This is a genomic window from Kaistella carnis (genome assembly GCF_003860585.1).
Classification (GTDB): Bacteria; Bacteroidota; Bacteroidia; order Flavobacteriales; family Weeksellaceae; genus Kaistella; species Kaistella carnis.
The window spans coordinates 1,726,287-1,744,894 of the sequence record NZ_CP034159.1 but is presented as its reverse complement, the minus strand read 5'-3'; the positions used below and the strand labels follow the sequence as shown (position 1 = coordinate 1,744,894).

Here is an 18,608-nt window from a genome sequence, read left to right as displayed (position 1 = left end):
TTTTTCAGGTAAAAACGATTGATTTTTTCATGTTGTTAGCGTCATAAATTCGTATAAAAATACGGATTATGGCCAATAAAACAACCGACATGAGTAAAATTAGAAAAGTCCTTAAATTTTATAGCAACGGAAAGAGTAAGTTGTTTATCAGCAATTACTTATCGCTTTCCAGAAACACCGTAAAGAAGTATATTTCGTTATTTGAAGTCCTTGGATTAAGTTTTGAGATCATTAACGAAAAGACAGACGCAGAACTTGAACTTTTGTTTTCTCATACTACTGAGGAATCGGTGAGTCCCAAATTACAGACTTTGTACGATTATTTTCCGGTGATGGAACGGGAATTAAAAAAGGTAGGAGTCACTATTTATCGAACTTGGGAGCAGTATATCGCTTTGTATCCCGATGGTTTTCAGATCACCCAATTCCGGCATCACTACAAAATATGGGCAAAGCGGGTGAATCCCGTGATGCACATGAATCACAAATCTGGTGATAAAATGTATGTGGATTATGCCGGTAAAACCCTCTTGTAATCTTCCCCTTTTTAGGCACACTCAAAAGTAGAGTTTTTTGTTAATATTTTATTGTTGTCGTTGTTGAAATTTTGTTGGAATGTGGGAAACTCATCTGCGCTATTTTGATTGAGTTTTCCATATTTCAATAAAAAATCCCGTGGTGTAAGGTATTGTAACGCACTATGTGGTCTCTCATTATTGTACATCCACATCCATATTTCTGCATAATTTCTCATTTGTCTGATGTTTTCAAAAAGGTAAACACTTAAAAACTCTGTCCGGAATGTTCTGTTAAATCTCTCAATCAATGAGTTTTGTGTAGGTTTCCCTGGGTGAATGAAGGCTAGTTCGATATTCTCTTTGTTGCAATAATCTTTCATTTTTTCTGCAGTAAATTCCGGTCCGTTGTCCACTCTTATTTTTTCAGGTTTTCCCCGCCACTCAATTAATTGTTCCGCAGTACTTTTTAAGGGAGATTTTCTAGGAGAATTAACTGATGAGGATAATTCTACAAGAATACTCGTTTTGGGATTTTTAGAACAGATAGATCAGTCTCCCAGCGCTTTACACCTAAGGTTTTTGAACCTACAATAAAAAAAAATTTAGCGGTTGTAATAACAATCTGAAAAATCAGTCAATTTTAGCCGAAAAAATCAACCAATAAAAAATCCCTGAATATTTCATTCAGGGATTTAGCTTTTATACTTGTGGCTTAATATTCCATATTAATTCCTGCAAATCTGCGTCCCAATCCACGCAGATTGTTTCGCCAGCTTTTACTTCTTCGCGCACGATTTTTTTAGAAATGGGTCTGGCCAGTCGCGACCGAATAACACCCGAAATCTGTCTCGCTCCATATTTGCTGCTGAAACCGTTTACGGCTAGGTTATGAACGGCCTCATCGCTGATTTCGAGTTCCATTCCCAAACGCGTAAGGGAAGTAATTAAAGACTTTAACTGGATTCTGAAAATGCGTTCTGCTATACTTTCCGTAATAGGCGCAAACGGAATGATCTCCGTAATCCTGGCCAAAAACTCGGGGCGGAATTTCCCTGAATTAGACATGATCTGCATTAGTGATTTAGAATCCGGGATTTTATCTTCTTCGAACTGTTTCACAATTTCTTCACTTCCTATATTAGAGGTAAACAAAATCAAGGCATTGCTGAAGTCTCCTTCTTTGCCCAGTTTGTCATGAACTTTTCCTTCGTCCATGATCTGAAGAAAAACATCAAAAACCGACGGGTGTGCTTTCTCAATTTCGTCAAATAAAACCACCGTGTACGGTTGCTGGCGAATTTTATTCACCAACATTCCGCCTTCTTCATAACCCACATATCCCGGAGGCGCACCATAAAGTAAGGCTGCAGAGTGTTCTTCCTTAAATTCCGACATGTCAAAACGGACCATGGCTTTTTCATCATTAAATAAAAGTTCGGCCATCGATTTTGCCAACTCTGTTTTTCCAGTTCCTGTTGGTCCCAGTAAAAAGAAAGATCCAATCGGTTGCCCGGGTTTATTCAATCCACTTCGGCTTTCAACAATCGCATCCGATAAAACTTTCAGCGCGTGGTCCTGCCCAACAACGCGTTTTAAAAGAAGCGATTCCATATTAATCAATTTCTCTTTTTCCTGGGCCTGAATTTTCCCGATCGGAATTCCGGTTTTTGCCGCCATCACCGCCGCCAATTCCAGTTTATTAACTTTCTCTCTTTTTACAGCAGCGTGGGTTAAAAGTTCGGCAAAGGTATCATCAATAATTTTTTTAATATGGTCAATGCTCATAGAGTTGTCAATGTCATTCTGCTCGGCCAAAGAGCCCCACAAGATTGGACTTAAGCGATCCTGCAACAGTCTGAAGTGCCAAATTAGTTCTTCGGCCAGATCAGATTCTTCGGCGAATTCTTCTTTTAATAAAGCATCGTATTCTTCCTTCCATTTTGCCAGTTCATTTTCCGACAGCTCATCCAGCATCTTAACGGCCGCCATGGTTCTGTCTAATAAATCAATTGCTGCATCGGGCAGTTTTTTTCCTTTTGCATATCTTTTAGAAAGGCGCACGCATTCTGGGAGTGCAGCACGATCTACTTCTACTTTATGGTGCATTTTATAGCCATCCAAAAGTACCTCCATCATTTTGACACAAGTGGCATCATCGGGTTCTTCAATAGTTAAAGCTTCAAATCTTCTGTTAAAGGCTTTTTCGGGCTCTATAATTTTTCGGTATTCTTCCTGAGTGGTCGCTCCAATAACGGTTAATTCTCCACGTGCTAATTCGGGTTTTAGGAGATTGGCAACATTGCCGGCACTTCCTTTTGAATCTAAAAGCGCATGAATTTCATCAATAAACAAAACGGCTTTTTCCATCTGTTTACATTCATTAATGACTTTTTTCAAGCGGTCTTCAATTTCTCCTTTGTAGGAAGTTCCTGCCAGCAGCGCTCCTGTATCTAATTCTAGAAGTGTTGCATTTTTTAATAATTCCGGAACATTGCCTTTGTTTATTTCTTCGGCAAAACCTTCAATTAAGGCCGTTTTTCCCACGCCCGGTTCTCCCACAATAATAACATTCGGTTTTGATCGTCGGCAAAGAATTTCAATTAACATGCGGAGTTCCTTATCACGACCTATAATTTGATCTAATTTTCCTTCTTTTGCCTGTGCTGTTTTGTCGATACAATAGGCGCTGATTGATGGAAAAGAGACATTGTCTTTAAATGGAGAATTAAAAAGAGCGTCGATCTTTTCTCCAATATTTTGATCTTCCGCACGGTAATGGTTTAAAATTTCCTGCTCCCGAAGTGGTAATGATTTTAATTCCTGTGCATTGTAAACGACGTGTGGTTTGGTAATACTTGCCAGGATACTCAGCGGTGTGATCTCGTCTAATCCGAGCTTCACGCTTATTTCATCAGCTTCCTCCAGGATTTTATCAACATCCGCTGATTGCGCTACTTCATCTGGAAGATGTGCTGTTTTCGGATAATCTTCAATTCTTACATCTGCCCATTCATAAAAATATCCCGGATCTTTATCTATACTCTGTAAAAAACTGCGGAGGCCGATATCCTGATGCATTAGAGCCTGAAGCAGGTGTGGCGCACCAAAAGTGACATTGTAGTTTTCTTTTGCGATCGATTGTGCAATGTGGAAGAGTTGCTTCACCGTTTCATTAGATATTAATACGCTCATATTTGTTTTTATTAATGTTAAGGATGTTCTTCAAATATAAAGTATTTATTTGTAACAACTTCTGTAAAACACAACAACTTTTCGCAGTATTATGGGCCTTTTTTTGAGAATTAAAATAAAATGGTCAATTTTAATGTAGTTGTTATTTATCTTTTATTTTTTTAATGATTTTCTATATTTTAATGAAATTTAAACCATATTATGATGTTCCTTATTCTTCTCACTTTATTTTTTAGGTAAATTTCATTCGAGGCAATCATTTTAATTATTTTAAGGGATAAAAAAATCCGACACTTTAATAGTGCCGGATTTCCTTAATAATATCTTTTTATTACGCTTTTTCTAAAAGTTTTTTGTTGAAAAAATTTAGTTGGTTGGACAGGTCTGCTTGGTCAGACACTTCCAGCTAAAAGTTGCTGAATCGTCAGTCGTAGTATAAATCTTCAAACAGTTTGCTTCTTCATCGTAAACCATCATTCCTTCTATGGGATTTGCAATTGCATTTACTTTAGCAGTCGTCGGAATTCTGTTGACAACAAATCCTTTGGTCTTCGATTCAAGAGCGGTCCAGGCTCCTTTTCTTACCATTGGCCAATTGTCAGCATTTTGACTTCCTGCTCTTCCCAGAGAGGTAATTCCATGTTTTGTATCCAGTGTCGTCCCTGTAGTAGCTGAAGGTCGGTAACAGAAATCCTCTACTTTAATGAAGATAATTCCTTCATTGCTGAGTAGGTTGGCAGTATCTCTAATCGTGTATTTTACACTGGTAGGAGTTCCGGTAAATCCGGAATCAGGCGTAAAAGTGAAAACGCCGGCAGAGTTTACGGAATATGAACCTTGTCCCGGCATTGTAAAAGATTTGATGAGGCCGTCTAGCGATAAAACATAGTTTGTCGCTCCTGGGGGTAGAATTAAATTAATAGTATTGGGAACCACGGCACCGTTATTAGGATCTACATCATTGGTAGAGATATTAAAACTTACTGGTGTATTAAATTGCGCGGAAACGTTATCATCAAATGCTTTGGGAGGTTGGTTAATTCCAAAATTATTTCCGGTAACCGGATTGCTTCCCACCGTAATTGGCAGAACGTTATTGGTGTTGCCCTGTGCGTTTCCGACCACAAAAAATCCAGCAGGTGTCGTTAATTCAACGGTGTAAGTGCCTCCAGATATATTCGGAAAAGAATAATTTCCACTTGAATCTGTAGTTAATGTGTTCACCGTATTGCCCAACGCATCTCTAAGCAAAACTTTCGCACCTACATACCTATTTCCATTCGGAGTTCCTGCATTGTTATCATTAAATACGGTTCCGGAAACAGTTGTCTTTAAAACAATAGAACTTGTGTTAAATGCAATAAAAGCAGCATCGCTCTGGCCGGAGAAAATCTGTACCAGTTTTCGAACCTGAGAGATATTGCTCACGTTAAGACCTAATTCTGACCAGTCGAAGGCCAACAGGCGTAATTTTCTGGTAGGATTGTTAGATACGCCAGCATTATAGGTTGGTGGGCTGGAATTCGTATTGTAAAATTTCCAGTCTGCATTGCCGACTGCCGGAACAGTGCCAAAGTCAACGCTGTATATATTTCCAACCAGATTTCCCATGCTATCCACAAAATAGTATTTATCCAAAACACTGCTGATATCCCCAATCTGTGTGATGAGTACATCGGGAGTTCCATCACCTATTGAAAGCGGATTAATACTCGTAATATCGTAGGCGATATTTCCGGAGGAGGGGAAATTAAAAACACCGGTTCCCAAATCTAAACCGTTTTGTCCATCCGTTAAATATTTCGCCAAATCGTTTTCTACAGGTACTTGCATAACATTGCCAGATCCGCCGAAATTTTTACCCACACCAATATAAGAGGGCGATATTAAACTTTGCGTATAGGAGGTTGGGAAAGCCTTAAATATATTGGGTTGAAAGCTTATTCCATTGGAAGTTAAAACGGAATTGTCTACTCCGGTTGAATAAGTGATTCCATTCCAGGTAAATCCTAAGAGATTATGGCTGTTATTCGGATTAACAGGGTTTATTGCGGAGGTGCCACTTTTCCAAAAATTATTAAAGTCGGTATAAATATTTGTAACGGCAACTTGTGAAAATCCTAAGATGCTCAGTAAGAAAATTCCTAGTAAAAATGTTTTTTTTATCATTTTTGTTTTTTGTACTATTTGTAAGAGAAGAGGATCGGGTTAAAGAAAATTCGTGAACCTTCAATTGAAAATACGAGATTCACACTATCTGAAATTTAGCGCTTAAGGTTTGTTGAACCTAAGGTTTCCAGAAAGACCACACAGCACCATTAAACACAGCTAACTGTTTGTTTACGGTGTCATAAACCATCATCCCGGCGGAAGGATTTACAATATTCAAGTGTGGATTTGCAACCTTTGGTAAAACCATTGCTTTGTCGTTGTCGGTCAGCACTAAAATTCCTGGTGTTGTGTTATTGGCAGCTGTTTTACCGATGGCCACAGTTGATGAGGGGAGTTCAGATAGCGTGTTTTGTAATGAGGTGTCGACCGTTCCTGTGGTATCTACAGTTAAATCAAACCAACTACCGGCTTTTAGATATTTTACTTTCTTATCAGCACTATCAAAAATAAGGGTTTCGTTAACCGCGCCTGTTACCGCAGTAGCAGAATTTACCCAAGGTAAAATTATTCCTCTGTTTTCCGTACCAAATTCTAAAGAAACGGACGAATTGCTTATAGATCCTTTTCCGAGGGCTACTTGAGAGTAGGCCGAACTGATAGTAAGTGATAGTAAGAATATGTAAATTTTGTTCATATTTTATTTTATGTTAATAAAGCTTCTGCTTTTAAAACTCTGATCATTAAGTGTTTAAATTTTTAAAAATGTTAAGCATACAATCCATGAGGACGCATTTAATATTATAAAATCACAGAGGTTTGCTTAATTTTATTGAGCCGCAAAGGTATTAAAAATGATTTATGTTTCTCCTTTTTTGTGATCTCAATTACTGAGAAAAAACTAGAGAGTTTTAAGTACTAAAAAAAATGGGGAAGGGTGAAAAAACTCTATATTTAAAAGATCGTTTTTTCTTGATTTATTTCTTGAAGTAATATATCATTTACGTTTTCTACAACAAATTGTCGCTCACAAAAAATCCGACACTTGAAATGTACCGGATCTTTGTTGTTGCTAGAAGCGAGCTTAGCCATAAGAATTAATGGTTTTTATAAACCTTAATGCTTTTTGCACTTATTAGGTGGATATGTACCTTTTTTTTGATTCCAATAAAGAGTAGGAATTTAAATGAATTCCAAGCAGTAAAAACATCGCTTAAGCATAAACTCTTTCTAAGCAATTTGGAATTTCTTGATCTTCTTAATCGATTTTGCCCGGTCGTTTAGCATAAAGAAAAGATAAAAAGTAACGCCTCTGGTGAAAAGCATGCTTACCACCGCGGCGAAAAAGTAATCTGCTGAAAATTGATTGACACCGTTTACAAAATCATAAATAACTTTAAAAGAATTGGTAGGAAGTTTTGTGAATGCTCCAAAAATACCCAGAATGATATAAAAAATAAATATTTGAAGAAGTTGATTATTAAAATACTGTTCTGCTCTCGTTCTCTTTTTATCGATTTTCGAAAAAATGTAAACCAAAGTCATTTCTAGAATTAAGAGACCTGCCATAAGATAGATGAGCACATTAATCAACAAATAATATTCATGCGCCATAAATCGGGCGGTAATCAACTGAAAGAAAAGTAACGCAAACGTAATAATTGAGGATTTAATAATCAATTTCGAGGTAACCTCTTTTTGAGTCTCTTTTACAATTCTCGGAACACGATTGAACGAAAAAAGGGATTTTCTCACTAATTTAAAATCTTTTTCCCAACTCATTTTTGAAAGAAGAAAGGCTTCCTGGAAAGAAATATTATTCTCCCTTTCGAGTGATTCTATTTGATTTTCAAAATGATCCTGAACTTCCAGTAAAATATCGATCGGAAGTTTTTTATAAATTAAATAATCACGAATTTGCGTTTGCTCGGTAGATGAAATCATATATTAAAAATGGTATTTAAGTTTAACAGATAACTTTTCATTTCTGCCTCCTGTACTAATTGCTGCTTTTTTCCTTTTTCTGTCAGAAAATAATACTTTCGATTTCGGCCATTTACGATTTGTATTTCAGAAAAGATCATTCCTTCTTCTTCAAGTTTATGAAGAATAGGATACAGCGCACCTTCGGTCATTTCCAGTTCGCCTTCAGTTAATTCTTTCGCACGCTGGGTCATTTGGTAACCATACATTTTTACTTCTTTCGCCAATAGTTTAAGAATAATGTTTTTTAAGGTACCTTTATAAAGTGAGTTCTTTTTCATTACCAGATCAAATCTTTTTCAAATATATATATAAGTTTCTTATGTATCTTATTTATTTGTGATTTTTTTTGAACTTTGTTTTCAAACCCATTTCATAAAGATTAAATTTGCCCCAATGCAAACAGAAAAAATAATTTTAGGCATTGATCCGGGGACTTCTATTATGGGGTTCGGACTTATTTCGGTGAAAGGTGGTAAAATGGAAATGATTGCCATGCATGAGCTTATTCTTAATAAATATCCGAATCACGAAACCAAACTGAAATATATTTTTGACCGCACTTTATCTTTAATTGATGAATATCACCCGGATGAAGTTGCCTTAGAAGCGCCTTTTTTTGGTAAAAATGTACAATCGATGTTGAAGTTAGGACGTGCACAAGGCGTGGCAATGGCCGCATCACTACACCGCGATGTTCCCATCACAGAATATTCTCCGAAGAAAATAAAAATGGCCATCACCGGAAACGGAAACGCCAGTAAGGAACAGGTCGCAGGAATGTTGAAAAGTCTTTTAAATCTGAAAGAATTTCCGACCAAATATTTAGATGCGTCGGATGGTTTGGCAGTCGCGGTTTGCCATCATTTTAACTCCGGTTCTTTGTCTACAGAGAAATCTTACACCGGCTGGGACACTTTTCTAAAGCAGAATCCAGATCGTTTAAAGTAAGATAACCTATTCATTAACAATGGTTTGTTTTGTAAAATTAGATTACGACAACTTCACAAAAGTTTTACTTGGTTAAACCTAATACTATCTGTAACATTGTTGCGTTTTCTAAGACCTATTAGATATCATTTAAATTAAAAAAAATGAAAAATCAAAAAATTAATCCAGTAAGTCCAGTGAATCATTCAATGAATTGGTTTCAAAAATTTCTTATGGTTTGCTCTGGGGGAAATATTCATATTTTAAAAAAAACGCCAAGCGAATGGAACAAGTTTGCGGGGATTGGTGGCATCGTCTTATTTACGGCAGTTTTCGCCACTCTTTCTGCGGGTTACGCCATGTTTACGGTTTTTGATAATCTGTGGATTTCTGTCGGTTTCGCTCTGATCTGGGGTTTAATGATCTTCAATTTAGACCGCTATATTGTATCTTCTATTAAGAAAACCGGAACATGGTGGAATCAGGTTTTAATGGCGATTCCGCGACTGATACTAGCCGCTTTCTTGGGCGTGATCATTTCTAAACCTTTAGAATTAAAGATATTCGAAAAGGAAGTCAATAAACAGTTGAACACCATTATTCAACGAAATAAAACGCAGCTTCAGGGCGAAATGAACGGCAGAATTTTACAACAGTCCGGGCCTTTTGAAACGGAAAAAAAACAAATTCAAAGTAAGATTGCAGAATATCAGAAATCGTATGATTCTGCAGCGGTAGAACTTGAAAAAGAAATATTAGGAAAGCAAAGTGGCTTAACCAGCGGAAAAGTAGGCTTCGGCACGAACGCAAAACGAAAAGCGGAATTAAAAGAACAGCGCCGTGTGGATCTCGAAAACTATCAGAAGCAAATCGCTCCGCGTCTGGAATATCTTGATAAAGAAGTTTCAAAGGTTTATACCAATATTGAAAAGGAAAGATATAAAACCGAAGTTTTTGAAGATCAGTTTAATGGTTTTGCGGCGAGACTGCAGGCCTTAGATGAACTTGGAAAAAATTCTGCGATCATCGGCGTAGCTGCTGCATTTATAATGGGACTTTTTATTTCCCTCGAAATCGCGCCCGTTTTAGTCAAGTTAATTTCCGGGGTTGGACCGTACGACCATCTTTTAGAAAAAACGGAAAATGATTTTAAACTCTATGCGAAAGAAAAAATAGAAAAAGGAAATGCTTTAACCGACTTCCGCATTGATGATTTTAAAGATAATTTGGGCAAATAAGAACAAAAAAAATACCTGCAAAATTTCTTATGCAGGCACCATGGCTGATTTAGTGTTATTTTAATTCAGACCATTTACTGTTTTTGCAACCTCATCGGAGTTCACTGTACCTTCTGTTTGATTGATCATTTCTCCTTTTTTGTTAAAAACTGTAATGATGTTAGAGTGTGAAAACACAATTGGAGAGATTTTTTTATATTTCACCGCCAGAACATTTGCCAGTTCCCGAATCGATTCTTTATCACTTCGTAATAAAAGCCAGGGTTCGCCCTCCAAATGTCTTTGTTTAGCATAAGCTTTTAAGACTTCCGGCGTATCATTTTCCGGATCAATGGAAACCAGAACCATGGTTGTTTCTTTTAATTTTTTGGGATCAATTTTCGAGGCAATTTTTTGCATATCAGCGACCAAGATCGGACAAGCAGTTTGGCAACTCGTGAAAATCATCACCATGACAATGTTTTTTCCCTTTAAATCTTTTAACTGAATTTCCTTCGCATCCTGAGTCTGCCATTTTGAGTCCAGCAGAAATATGGATTCTTTCAAATCGGTATTTTCTTGCTGATCTTTATGTTCCTGACAGGAAAATAAAAATAGACTGGTTATTAATAAGAAGATTAAATTTTTCATTTTGTAGTATTTGCAGCATCTTTTGCACATCGGAAACCTAAATTTCCTACCGTATAATTTGCTTTTAAACTGGAGCGAAAAGCGTATCTCATAAACGATGCGTAATTTAAAACATCGGTTGTACTTGTTGCAGCGGAAGCGCAAAATAATCCTTTGTCATCATATTCTGCCGTTCTGGAATCGCTCGTTGTCATGATGGAATTGAAATCATCCGTCCATTCCCATACCAAATCGAACATATTGTACACGCCCCAATAATTAGGTTTTGAAAGCTGAACTTTGTGTTTCTCTCTTTCCTTTTGATTATAAAGATTAATAAGATGGGCAGAGTAGGAGGGCTTATTTCGGGCATTTGAAGTTTCTTCGTCTGCCATGGCCACATATTCCCATTCATCTAAAGTTGGAAGTCTTTTACCGGCGCTTTTTGCGTAAGCTTTTGCTGCAAACCACGAAACAAAAGTAATCGGCGCATCCGGATCTGCATTTTTTGGAAGTGTTTCATCGTCTTGCCAGTCTTTCAGATAGGTATCGTCGGCGAAAACTTCTTTTACCTGACTGCGTTTCCATTTCGGATTTTTCTTTACGAAATCTAAAAACTCCCCGTTCGTAACCGGTCTTTCATCCAACAGAAAATCTTCTACCCGCACCAAAGTACTGTCTTCCCCGTAAAACGGCTGGTATTCTCCACCTTTAATAAGGGCCATTTTCACGTTTGGAGTTATGGGCACTTCTTGCTGAATTTTTTCAGTAGAAGTTACCTTCTTTTCCAAGATGTTTGCTTTATCGCAGGAATTTAGGAGAAAAAAGAAACCACCGAAGTACAGAATTCTTTTAAAAAATTTAGACATGGCAGTTTCTTTTATGATATTTAGTGTGATGATTATTGAACTTTATGATAAACTTTCGGATTTTTTTCGCCTGTTACTTTCAAGGTTCCAATTGCTCCTTTGTTAAAGGCTCGGAAAATAGAGTGGTCTACCAAGATGTAATTTCCTGGTTCTTCCACTTTAAATTCAACCATTGCAGCGCCACCGGCTGGGATCACAGTTGTCTGAATGTTTTTATTAATCGTTGTTCCTCCTTCAACATAAACTCTGTCGAAAATTTCTCCAATTACGTGGAAAGAAGAGACCAAGTTTGGACCACCATTTCCAACAAAGAAACGTACGGTTTCACCTACTTTTGCTTCTAAAGCATCAGGACCCATCAAAGCATTTTTCTTACCGTTGAATACGACGTAGGTTGGTTTTTCGTCTAAACCTTTGTCCTGATCAAATTCCTGTAATCCTTTTTCGTCCGTTTTTCCTTTGGTATAAAATTCACCCTGCATAATGTAATATTCACGGTCAACTTTTGGCAAACCACCTTCTGGTTCCACGAGAATTAGACCATACATTCCGTTCGCGATATGCAATGGAACTGGAGCTGCAGCACAATGGTAAACAAATAATCCCGGATTTAGTGCTTTGAAATTGAAGATGGCTTCTTTCCCCGGTGCTACGTTAGTTGCTTCTGCGCCACCACCTGGACCATTCACCGCGTGAAGATCAATATTGTGCGGCATAACACTGTTACTTGCATTTTTTAGGTGAAGCTCTACTTCGTCTCCGACTCTGATTCTAATAAATGTTCCCGGAACTGTACTGTTGAAAGTCCAGAATTTATAAGTTACACCATCTGCTAATACACCTTCTTCTTCCGTAGCTTCTAAGTGTACCACGACTTTTTTGGCAGCGCGGTCTCCGATTGGAGCAGGAACCATAGGTGCATTTATTTTAGCCTGAGTTTCAGTTTCTCCGCTCACCTTCATATCTATGGCAGAGTTATCTGCTTTTCCTGAAGTATCAGAAGGGTTCTGTTTGCATGCCTGCATTGTTAAAAGTGCCAGAGCAAAAGTTGTTGCAATTCGTTTCATGTTTGATAATATTTTAACTGTTTTTTAATAAGACAAATTATCCGATTTAAATTAGATTTGAAAATTTTCAGGTATGAGTTTTATCAGATATCAATTTGAGGCGGTTAATTTTAAATTTACTCTGGAAATATAAAGAAAAATATTCTAAAATTTAATTAGAAAGTTTCAATATGAGTGGGTCACTTAGATTTTTCTGGGAATAATAATTTGCGCCACAGATTTTAGACTTTAAGGTATAAGATCCTTTTTTTACCACAAATTGATTTTTTGAATGTCTTGCGATGGGTAAATTGTAGATTTCGTCGGAATTGATGCCTACCAATCTTAGAATAATATTGCAGTTTGACGTATTTTCAATCACGGCTGCTGTACTTAAATCTTTTGGATCTGTATCGTTGAGAAGGTACGTTAAAACTTCTGCAGTAACTCTTTTTTTATTTATTGCATCTTTCTGCATCAAAGAAGTAAATTCTTGATTTTCGTTGGTTGAGGAACCTGAGGAACTTGCAGAAGGGTATGGCCGATATACGGGATTGGTCATCGGTAAAGCGTCACAGCTAAGGACCAGGAACAATACGCTAACCGCATAAATAATTTTCATAAGGTTTATTCTAAAAAGTAAATATAACAATTTCTGAAAGTCTGAACATAAAAATGCCGAAGACCAAAGCTTCGGCATTTATATTATTAACCTTATAATTTACAAAGAGTAATTCGGAGCTTCCTGTGTAATAATTACATCATGTGGATGAGATTCTTTTAAACCACTTCCTGTAATCATGACCATTTTTCCGTCTTTCTGTAAAGTCTCAATATCTTTCGTTCCGCAATAACCCATTCCGGCACGGATTCCTCCCGTTAATTGAAAGACGACATCTTCTAATTTCCCTTTGTGTGGAACTCTTCCTTCAATTCCTTCCGGTACGAATTTTTTAGCTTCACTCTGAAAATACCTTTCTTTTCCGCCTCTTCTCATTGCAGACAGTGAGCCCATTCCTTGGTAAGCTTTAAATCTTCTTCCCTGGAAAATAATATCTTCACCGGGTGCTTCGTCGGTTCCTGCTAATAATGAACCGAGCATCACTGCACTTGCTCCGGAAGCTAAGGCTTTTACAATATCGCCAGAGAGTTTAATTCCACCATCGGCAATTACTGCAACATTTTTGGTCTTCGCATATTCAAAAACATTATAAATTGCAGAAAGTTGAGGAACACCAACTCCGGCTACAACTCTTGTCGTACAGATAGAACCTGGACCAATCCCAACTTTTAATACATTGGCACCAGCTTCTATTAAATCTTTAGCCGCTTCTGCAGTAACGATATTACCACCCACAATATCAAGGTCCGGGAAGTTTCTACGAATTTCTGCGACTTTATCTAAAACGCCTCTTGAATGTCCGTGAGCAGAATCTACGGCAATAATATCAACGCCAGCTTTTACCAAAGCGGTAACTCTTTCGATCGTATCTTCACCAATTCCAACGCCGGCACCAACCATTAGTTTCCCATTGCTGTCTTTGTTGGCATTGGGATATTCCAATTGATTGTCGATATCTTTGATGGTAATTAAGCCTACTAATTTGAACTCTTTATCAACGATAGGAAGTTTCTCGATACGGTTTTTTAAGAGAATTTGTTTGGCTTGTTCCAGTGTTGTAGACTTGTCCGAAGTGATGAGTTTTTCTTTCGTCATCAATTCTTCTACTTTTGCGTCTAGGTTTTCCTGATATTTCACATCTCTATTGGTGATAATTCCAATTAAAGTGTTTTCCTCATCAACCACAGGTAGACCGGAAATTTTATAATCGGCCATTAAATCTTTTGCGTATTTTAAACTGTGATCTTTGGTAAGAGTCACCGGATCAGAAATCATTCCGTTTTCAGACCGCTTCACCTTGTAAACTTGGGCAGCCTGCTCTTCAATAGGCATGTTTTTATGGATAAATCCAATACCGCCAACTCTTGCTAATGCAATGGCCATTTCTGCCTCGGTTACCGTATCCATTGCTGCGGAAACGATAGGTGCATTGAGCGTAATTTTATCGGAAAGTCTTGATTTTAGGGAAACCTGATTCGGTAAAACTTCTGAGTAAGAAGGAATAAGAAGAACGTCATCGAAAGTGATGGCAGTTTCTACGATTTTGTTGTGGATAGACATCTTTACTTTCTGTGCAAAATTAAGTTATTTTTATTTAAAATGAAAATTTATGCATTGTGTTAACATAAATTTATTTAAAAAACGAGTCCTAATAGCCCTGATCGAGTGGCATGTTTGAGCTCTTTTTTTGGCGGATTCGCCAAGCGGCGGATCTGCCAAAAAAAAGCGAGTAACGAGAGCAGGTTCACGGCTCCAAAAAAAATAGCCGCAAATAATTGCAGCTACTTTTAATGAAAATCTAATTTTATTTTTTGAGCGCTTTGGTCACGTCGTGATTTTCGGAATAGTTAATGATCCTGGAAATGTCATCGGCGGTAAATCGTCCCGAAACATCTACGTAAACTAATTCGCTTACGGAGGCAATTGTAATAAGGAGTTTACGGATTTCTTCGCCTTTCTGTTTCGCCTGAAAGTTGATGGTTTCTTTATCTTTCCGGACCGTTATCCATTCTTCAAAGTTGTTTTTTATAAGGTATTTTGCAAAATCTGCTATCATTTCCCGGTTTCCGTTTTCTACGGTCATCACTTTAATATCCGATATTTTTTTGATGAGGTTAATGAGTTCTTCACTTTCGCCATCTTCACGCAAGGCCTTTTTAACAATTGGTTTTGCCAGAAACATGGGCACATTTATACTCATAAATTGTGCGTCTTTATAATCATAGTGAGGATTTTTAAAAAAGTCCATTTTTGGATTTTTAGAGACCATACACGACTGCATTGAGAAAAGCAAAAGCGTAAATGCGGATAAAAAATATAATTTTTTCATGATTTTAATTTTCAGGTTTTACACTTCCTCCGCTTACACTTTTTCCGCCTCCCATTAAATTTTTCGGATTTCCTTTATAACGGATGGATGCTCCGGAACTTGCGCTGGCGTTTAGATTCTCGGTAACATACATTTTAATATTTGCACCGGAAGAAGCTGTCGCGGTTCCATTTCTGGAGATTAAATTTTGAGCGTTACAGGCAGCAGCACTACTGGCTTTAATGGTCGTGTTTTCGGCATTTCCATTGACGGTTGCCATGGAACCGCTGCTTCCGTCGAATTCGAAATTTTTGGTTGCAACATCCATTCGCATGGAAGAGCCTGAACTGATTTCCACGCCGGTAGAATTTTTAATATTTAAATTCGCAATAAGATTTGCACCGGAGGAAATGTCAGCAGTGAAATCGTTCTCCTGAATCATATTCAGCGTGGTAAGTAACGATCCGGAAGAAAGCTTCACGGAGGAAAGACGGGGTGCTTCCACCGTAACCAATAGTTTCTTGAAGTTTAAATTTCGTTTCTCCTTATTTCTAACAGCGATAACGAGGATTCCGTTTTCAACTTCAGTATACACATTCTGCTGTAAATTTGCATCGGTATCTACCACAACCGACTGATTGTTGCTTTGAGTAAAGTTAACAGTAATGCCACTGGATACGGAAACTCCCGTGAATTTGCCCACATTTCTAACCTGCGTTGTTCCATTTGAAGTTACATTTTCCGTAATTATTGAACTTTTCAGACTGGAATTTTGCGCTTCGTTAACGAGGGTATTGACATCGTCCATGGAGATTTTTCCGTCGAGAATCATCAAAACGGTATTTCCATCTGAATTAATGCTAAGTAACAAATCATCAAGAATTCCGTTTGTCGCATCAGAAGAGAGGAATTTAATCTTATTATCTTTGCTGTGAACCGTTATTAACTCTTCATATTTTAGGTTTTTTAGAGAACTTGAAATATCAGACTGCAGTTTTTCGAAAAGGTTTAATTGTCGTTGCGCTTCACCGCCCATATTTTTATCGGATGTGGGTTTTTCAAGAATTAAAATCTTTAACCCATTAATTTTACTTAATAAAGGTTTGATCTGCGCCAGTTCATCGTCGGCAATATTTAATTTGTTCAGCATATTGAACATAGGCTTTGCAATCTTAATGGAGGTGACACCTTCTGCTTCCTGGTATTTATCAAAAAGTTGATTCAGTTTATCTTTCTGCGCATTCAGCTGAAAGAACCAAGAGAAGATGAGGGTGCATATAATGAGTAATTTTTTCATGATGATATTTTTTTAAGGTGATCTAAACGCATTATTTATTCACTGATGTTACGTACGTTTCTTTTGAGACCTTTGATTTAATATTCGCTTTTAAAGTCATTAAAAAGGTCGGTTTGAGCCACTGTTTTAGAAACATTTTCAGACAGAATTCGGAAGGAGTATTTGGTCAGGTCAATCGCTTCCTGTTCGTTTTCAATTTTTTGACCGTTGATAATCACGTAACTGGATTCGTATTTTGGTCTTTTAGCAGGCGAAGTTGGAGTGGGGATTTCCTTTTGTTTTACTTCAGCATACCGTGGTCGAAGTTCTTTTTTTATTCTGCCTCTTTTTGGTAAAATTTGATCCATTAATGTAGATTCAGAAAGTTGCTCCACCGTTCCGCTGGAATCTCTGACCAAAGTGTCAGACGTCACTTTCAAAGTATCAGAAATCGTGTTCACTGCCAAATTAGATTCCTGGTGAAAACTGTCTTTCTGTTTTTTAATTTCATTCTGAACCAGTTGATCGTTTTCAGAAACTGTATTTCCGCTTTCATAATTAAAGAAGATTCCGATTGATACCAGCAAAATTACACTTGCCGCCATCCAAAATGTTTTTGGGAAAGAACCACCTTTCGTCTTGGGAACTAAGGGAATAACTTTCTCTTCCTGCTTTGTTTTCTCCAGGAAATCTTCAAAATCCCAATTCATTTTCTCCTCCTTGAGTTCTTTGGTGATTTCCTTGTACTTATCTTGAGTTTGATCTTTTTTCATTGTAATAATTGTTATATACTTTCAATCATTCTGTTTTCGAAATCCATTAGTTTATGGATCTGCTCTTTCACTTTTTGTCTTGCGCGCATCAGATTTACCCTTACTGCGTTTTGTTCCATTTCCAGAATTTCAGAAATCTCCGCAACATCGAAATCTTCCACATCTTTCAAATGAATCACGGCTTTCTGCTTCTCCGGAAGTTCATTAATAAAACCGATAATCTGATCTTTCATATTATTCGATTCTACTTCATGAATCTCACTTCTGTGCTTTTGAAAATCTGCAAAACCCATCTTCACGTCTTCGTGTTTCAATCGGTTCAGGCATTCATTTTTCACCGACTTCATCGCATACGATTTCAAGTTGCTGAAACTCGCGAGTTCTTCTTTTTTCTGCCAGAATTTCATCATGAGATCCTGTACAACATCTTCCGCCTCGTCACTGCTGATCACGAACCTTTTCGCAAAACGATACATCTCATCTTTGAGACAGAATACCGTGTTTTTAAAGATTTCGTGAGTCATTGTTTTGTTTCTATTAGTAAGACAACTAATTTCCGACTTATATTACATTAAAATAAAAAAAACTTCAAAATAGTTTTTGAAGTTTGATTTTTGCTCGAAATTGGTTGGTAATAATTCTCTTTAGTTGGGCAGACATTTCCGCCTTCCACTCCCGCTTTTTTAATTGGTGGCTTCTACAAGCTCAGCCACCAATTAAAAAGAGCTCCGTTCAAGTCGGGCTGCAGACCAGGATTTTTTGAAACTTACTACAATGATTAATAAGGTTGAATAAGTACTTCAGTTGGGATTTTCATAGTTTCATGTAAATTTCGGATCATTTCCAGAGAAAGTTTTCTTTTTTTGTTTAAAATTTCGCTCGCACGACTTTTTAAACCAATCACTTTTGCCAAATCATTTTGGGAATAATTCATTTGTTCCATTCTGAATTTTATGGCTTCAATTGGATCCGGCAAATCAATCGGAAAATGATCATCTTCATATTTTTCAATTAGAATTCCTAAAACTTCTAATTCGTCTCCTTCTTTCGTTCCTTTTTTTGCATCAAAAATTACTTCAAGTCTTTCCAAGGCTTGATTATAATCTTGTTCTGTTTTTATAGGTTTTATTTCCAT

Annotated in this window: 18 protein-coding genes and 1 pseudogene; 3 read left to right on the top strand and 16 right to left on the bottom strand. The window is 37.2% G+C overall.

Annotated elements, in window-relative coordinates:
• Positions 1-68 precede the first annotated feature (68 nt).
• Entirely contained in the window at positions 69-536 is a 468-nt protein-coding gene (locus tag EIB73_RS08045; protein ID WP_125024311.1) for a transposase, read from the top strand.
• An 11-nt stretch (positions 537-547) separates the two neighbouring features.
• Here the strand turns inward: EIB73_RS08045 and EIB73_RS08040 are convergent, their stop codons facing one another.
• The 6 genes from EIB73_RS08040 to EIB73_RS08015 all read right to left on the bottom strand — a co-directional run bounded on the left by EIB73_RS08040 (position 548) and on the right by EIB73_RS08015 (position 8,083).
• Positions 548-931: an integrase core domain-containing protein gene (locus EIB73_RS08040; protein WP_164467869.1), complete on the bottom strand. Its 384-nt coding sequence runs from the start codon at positions 929-931 to the stop codon at positions 548-550.
• Positions 932-1,217: 286 nt separating this feature from the next.
• Complete coding sequence (locus EIB73_RS08035; RefSeq protein WP_125024304.1) at positions 1,218-3,710, bottom strand: ATP-dependent Clp protease ATP-binding subunit; 2,493 nt, start codon at positions 3,708-3,710, stop codon at positions 1,218-1,220.
• A 366-nt stretch (positions 3,711-4,076) separates the two neighbouring features.
• A complete protein-coding gene (locus tag EIB73_RS08030; protein ID WP_125024301.1) occupies positions 4,077-5,879 on the bottom strand; it encodes an SdrD B-like domain-containing protein in 1,803 nt (600 codons plus the stop codon).
• Positions 5,880-5,997: 118 nt separating this feature from the next.
• Positions 5,998-6,516, bottom strand: a complete 519-nt coding sequence (locus tag EIB73_RS08025; protein ID WP_125024298.1) for a hypothetical protein — start codon at positions 6,514-6,516, stop codon at positions 5,998-6,000.
• Between the two features lie 533 nt (positions 6,517-7,049).
• Positions 7,050-7,763, bottom strand: coding sequence for a hypothetical protein (locus EIB73_RS08020; RefSeq protein ID WP_125024295.1), 714 nt, complete (start codon positions 7,761-7,763; stop codon positions 7,050-7,052).
• The gene (locus EIB73_RS08015; RefSeq protein ID WP_125024292.1) at positions 7,760-8,083 is read right to left on the bottom strand and encodes a PadR family transcriptional regulator; all 324 of its coding nucleotides are present in this window, start codon (positions 8,081-8,083) and stop codon (positions 7,760-7,762) included. Before EIB73_RS08015 ends, EIB73_RS08020 begins: the two co-directional genes overlap by 4 nt.
• A gap of 115 nt (positions 8,084-8,198) precedes the next feature.
• On the opposite strand from EIB73_RS08015, the gene ruvC reads away from it, so the two are divergent.
• Together ruvC and EIB73_RS08005 are read left to right on the top strand one after the other, a co-directional pair.
• Positions 8,199-8,753, top strand: a complete 555-nt coding sequence (gene ruvC, locus EIB73_RS08010) for a crossover junction endodeoxyribonuclease RuvC (protein ID WP_125024290.1) — start codon at positions 8,199-8,201, stop codon at positions 8,751-8,753.
• Positions 8,754-8,896: 143 nt separating this feature from the next.
• Positions 8,897-9,970 (top strand): DUF4407 domain-containing protein, encoded by a 1,074-nt coding sequence (locus EIB73_RS08005; RefSeq protein ID WP_125024288.1) that lies wholly within the window; start codon positions 8,897-8,899, stop codon positions 9,968-9,970.
• Positions 9,971-10,030: 60 nt separating this feature from the next.
• Here EIB73_RS08005 and EIB73_RS08000 read toward each other — a convergent pair whose 3' ends face one another.
• The 10 genes and pseudogenes from EIB73_RS08000 to EIB73_RS07955 all read right to left on the bottom strand — a co-directional run bounded on the left by EIB73_RS08000 (position 10,031) and on the right by EIB73_RS07955 (position 18,608).
• Positions 10,031-10,600, bottom strand: coding sequence for an SCO family protein (locus tag EIB73_RS08000; RefSeq protein WP_125024285.1), 570 nt, complete (start codon positions 10,598-10,600; stop codon positions 10,031-10,033).
• Positions 10,597-11,448: a formylglycine-generating enzyme family protein gene (locus EIB73_RS07995; protein ID WP_125024282.1), complete on the bottom strand. Its 852-nt coding sequence runs from the start codon at positions 11,446-11,448 to the stop codon at positions 10,597-10,599. The genes EIB73_RS08000 and EIB73_RS07995 overlap by 4 nt, the downstream gene beginning before the upstream one ends.
• Before the next feature lie 47 nt (positions 11,449-11,495).
• Positions 11,496-12,473 (bottom strand): annotated as a pseudogene (nirK, locus tag EIB73_RS07990) (copper-containing nitrite reductase); the annotation flags it as partial.
• A gap of 193 nt (positions 12,474-12,666) precedes the next feature.
• Positions 12,667-13,116 (bottom strand): DUF6759 domain-containing protein, encoded by a 450-nt coding sequence (locus tag EIB73_RS07985; RefSeq protein ID WP_125024275.1) that lies wholly within the window; start codon positions 13,114-13,116, stop codon positions 12,667-12,669.
• Between the two features lie 99 nt (positions 13,117-13,215).
• Complete coding sequence (guaB, locus tag EIB73_RS07980) at positions 13,216-14,676, bottom strand: IMP dehydrogenase (RefSeq protein WP_125024272.1); 1,461 nt, start codon at positions 14,674-14,676, stop codon at positions 13,216-13,218.
• A gap of 244 nt (positions 14,677-14,920) precedes the next feature.
• Positions 14,921-15,445, bottom strand: a complete 525-nt coding sequence (locus EIB73_RS07975; RefSeq protein ID WP_125024269.1) for a DUF4252 domain-containing protein — start codon at positions 15,443-15,445, stop codon at positions 14,921-14,923.
• Positions 15,446-15,449: 4 nt separating this feature from the next.
• Positions 15,450-16,721 (bottom strand): DUF4252 domain-containing protein, encoded by a 1,272-nt coding sequence (locus EIB73_RS15030; protein ID WP_164467868.1) that lies wholly within the window; start codon positions 16,719-16,721, stop codon positions 15,450-15,452.
• A gap of 77 nt (positions 16,722-16,798) precedes the next feature.
• Positions 16,799-17,473 (bottom strand): hypothetical protein, encoded by a 675-nt coding sequence (locus EIB73_RS07965; RefSeq protein ID WP_125024266.1) that lies wholly within the window; start codon positions 17,471-17,473, stop codon positions 16,799-16,801.
• A gap of 11 nt (positions 17,474-17,484) precedes the next feature.
• Complete coding sequence (locus tag EIB73_RS07960) at positions 17,485-17,997, bottom strand: RNA polymerase sigma factor (protein WP_125024263.1); 513 nt, start codon at positions 17,995-17,997, stop codon at positions 17,485-17,487.
• Between the two features lie 254 nt (positions 17,998-18,251).
• On the bottom strand, positions 18,252-18,608 hold the full coding sequence (locus tag EIB73_RS07955) for a helix-turn-helix domain-containing protein (RefSeq protein ID WP_125024260.1): 357 nt from the start codon (positions 18,606-18,608) through the stop codon (positions 18,252-18,254).

Excerpts from the sequence above, each read along its gene's own strand:
- EIB73_RS07975 (WP_125024269.1), bottom strand. The coding sequence starts at position 15,445 with ATGAAAAAATTATATTTTTTATCCGCATTTACGCTTTTGCTTTTCTCA.
- EIB73_RS08030 (WP_125024301.1), bottom strand. The coding sequence starts at position 5,879 with ATGATAAAAAAAACATTTTTACTAGGAATTTTCTTACTGAGCATCTTA.
- EIB73_RS08045 (WP_125024311.1), top strand. The coding sequence starts at position 69 with ATGGCCAATAAAACAACCGACATGAGTAAAATTAGAAAAGTCCTTAAA.
- EIB73_RS07955 (WP_125024260.1), bottom strand. The coding sequence starts at position 18,608 with ATGGAAATAAAACCTATAAAAACAGAACAAGATTATAATCAAGCCTTG.
- EIB73_RS08000 (WP_125024285.1), bottom strand. The coding sequence starts at position 10,600 with ATGAAAAATTTAATCTTCTTATTAATAACCAGTCTATTTTTATTTTCC.
- guaB (WP_125024272.1), bottom strand. The coding sequence starts at position 14,676 with ATGTCTATCCACAACAAAATCGTAGAAACTGCCATCACTTTCGATGAC.
- ruvC (WP_125024290.1), top strand. The coding sequence starts at position 8,199 with ATGCAAACAGAAAAAATAATTTTAGGCATTGATCCGGGGACTTCTATT.
- EIB73_RS08005 (WP_125024288.1), top strand. The coding sequence starts at position 8,897 with ATGAAAAATCAAAAAATTAATCCAGTAAGTCCAGTGAATCATTCAATG.
- EIB73_RS07995 (WP_125024282.1), bottom strand. The coding sequence starts at position 11,448 with ATGTCTAAATTTTTTAAAAGAATTCTGTACTTCGGTGGTTTCTTTTTT.
- EIB73_RS08020 (WP_125024295.1), bottom strand. The coding sequence starts at position 7,763 with ATGATTTCATCTACCGAGCAAACGCAAATTCGTGATTATTTAATTTAT.
- EIB73_RS07985 (WP_125024275.1), bottom strand. The coding sequence starts at position 13,116 with ATGAAAATTATTTATGCGGTTAGCGTATTGTTCCTGGTCCTTAGCTGT.
- EIB73_RS07960 (WP_125024263.1), bottom strand. The coding sequence starts at position 17,997 with ATGACTCACGAAATCTTTAAAAACACGGTATTCTGTCTCAAAGATGAG.
- EIB73_RS08025 (WP_125024298.1), bottom strand. The coding sequence starts at position 6,516 with ATGAACAAAATTTACATATTCTTACTATCACTTACTATCAGTTCGGCC.
- EIB73_RS15030 (WP_164467868.1), bottom strand. The coding sequence starts at position 16,721 with ATGAAAAAATTACTCATTATATGCACCCTCATCTTCTCTTGGTTCTTT.
- EIB73_RS08015 (WP_125024292.1), bottom strand. The coding sequence starts at position 8,083 with ATGAAAAAGAACTCACTTTATAAAGGTACCTTAAAAAACATTATTCTT.
- EIB73_RS07965 (WP_125024266.1), bottom strand. The coding sequence starts at position 17,473 with ATGAAAAAAGATCAAACTCAAGATAAGTACAAGGAAATCACCAAAGAA.
- EIB73_RS08035 (WP_125024304.1), bottom strand. The coding sequence starts at position 3,710 with ATGAGCGTATTAATATCTAATGAAACGGTGAAGCAACTCTTCCACATT.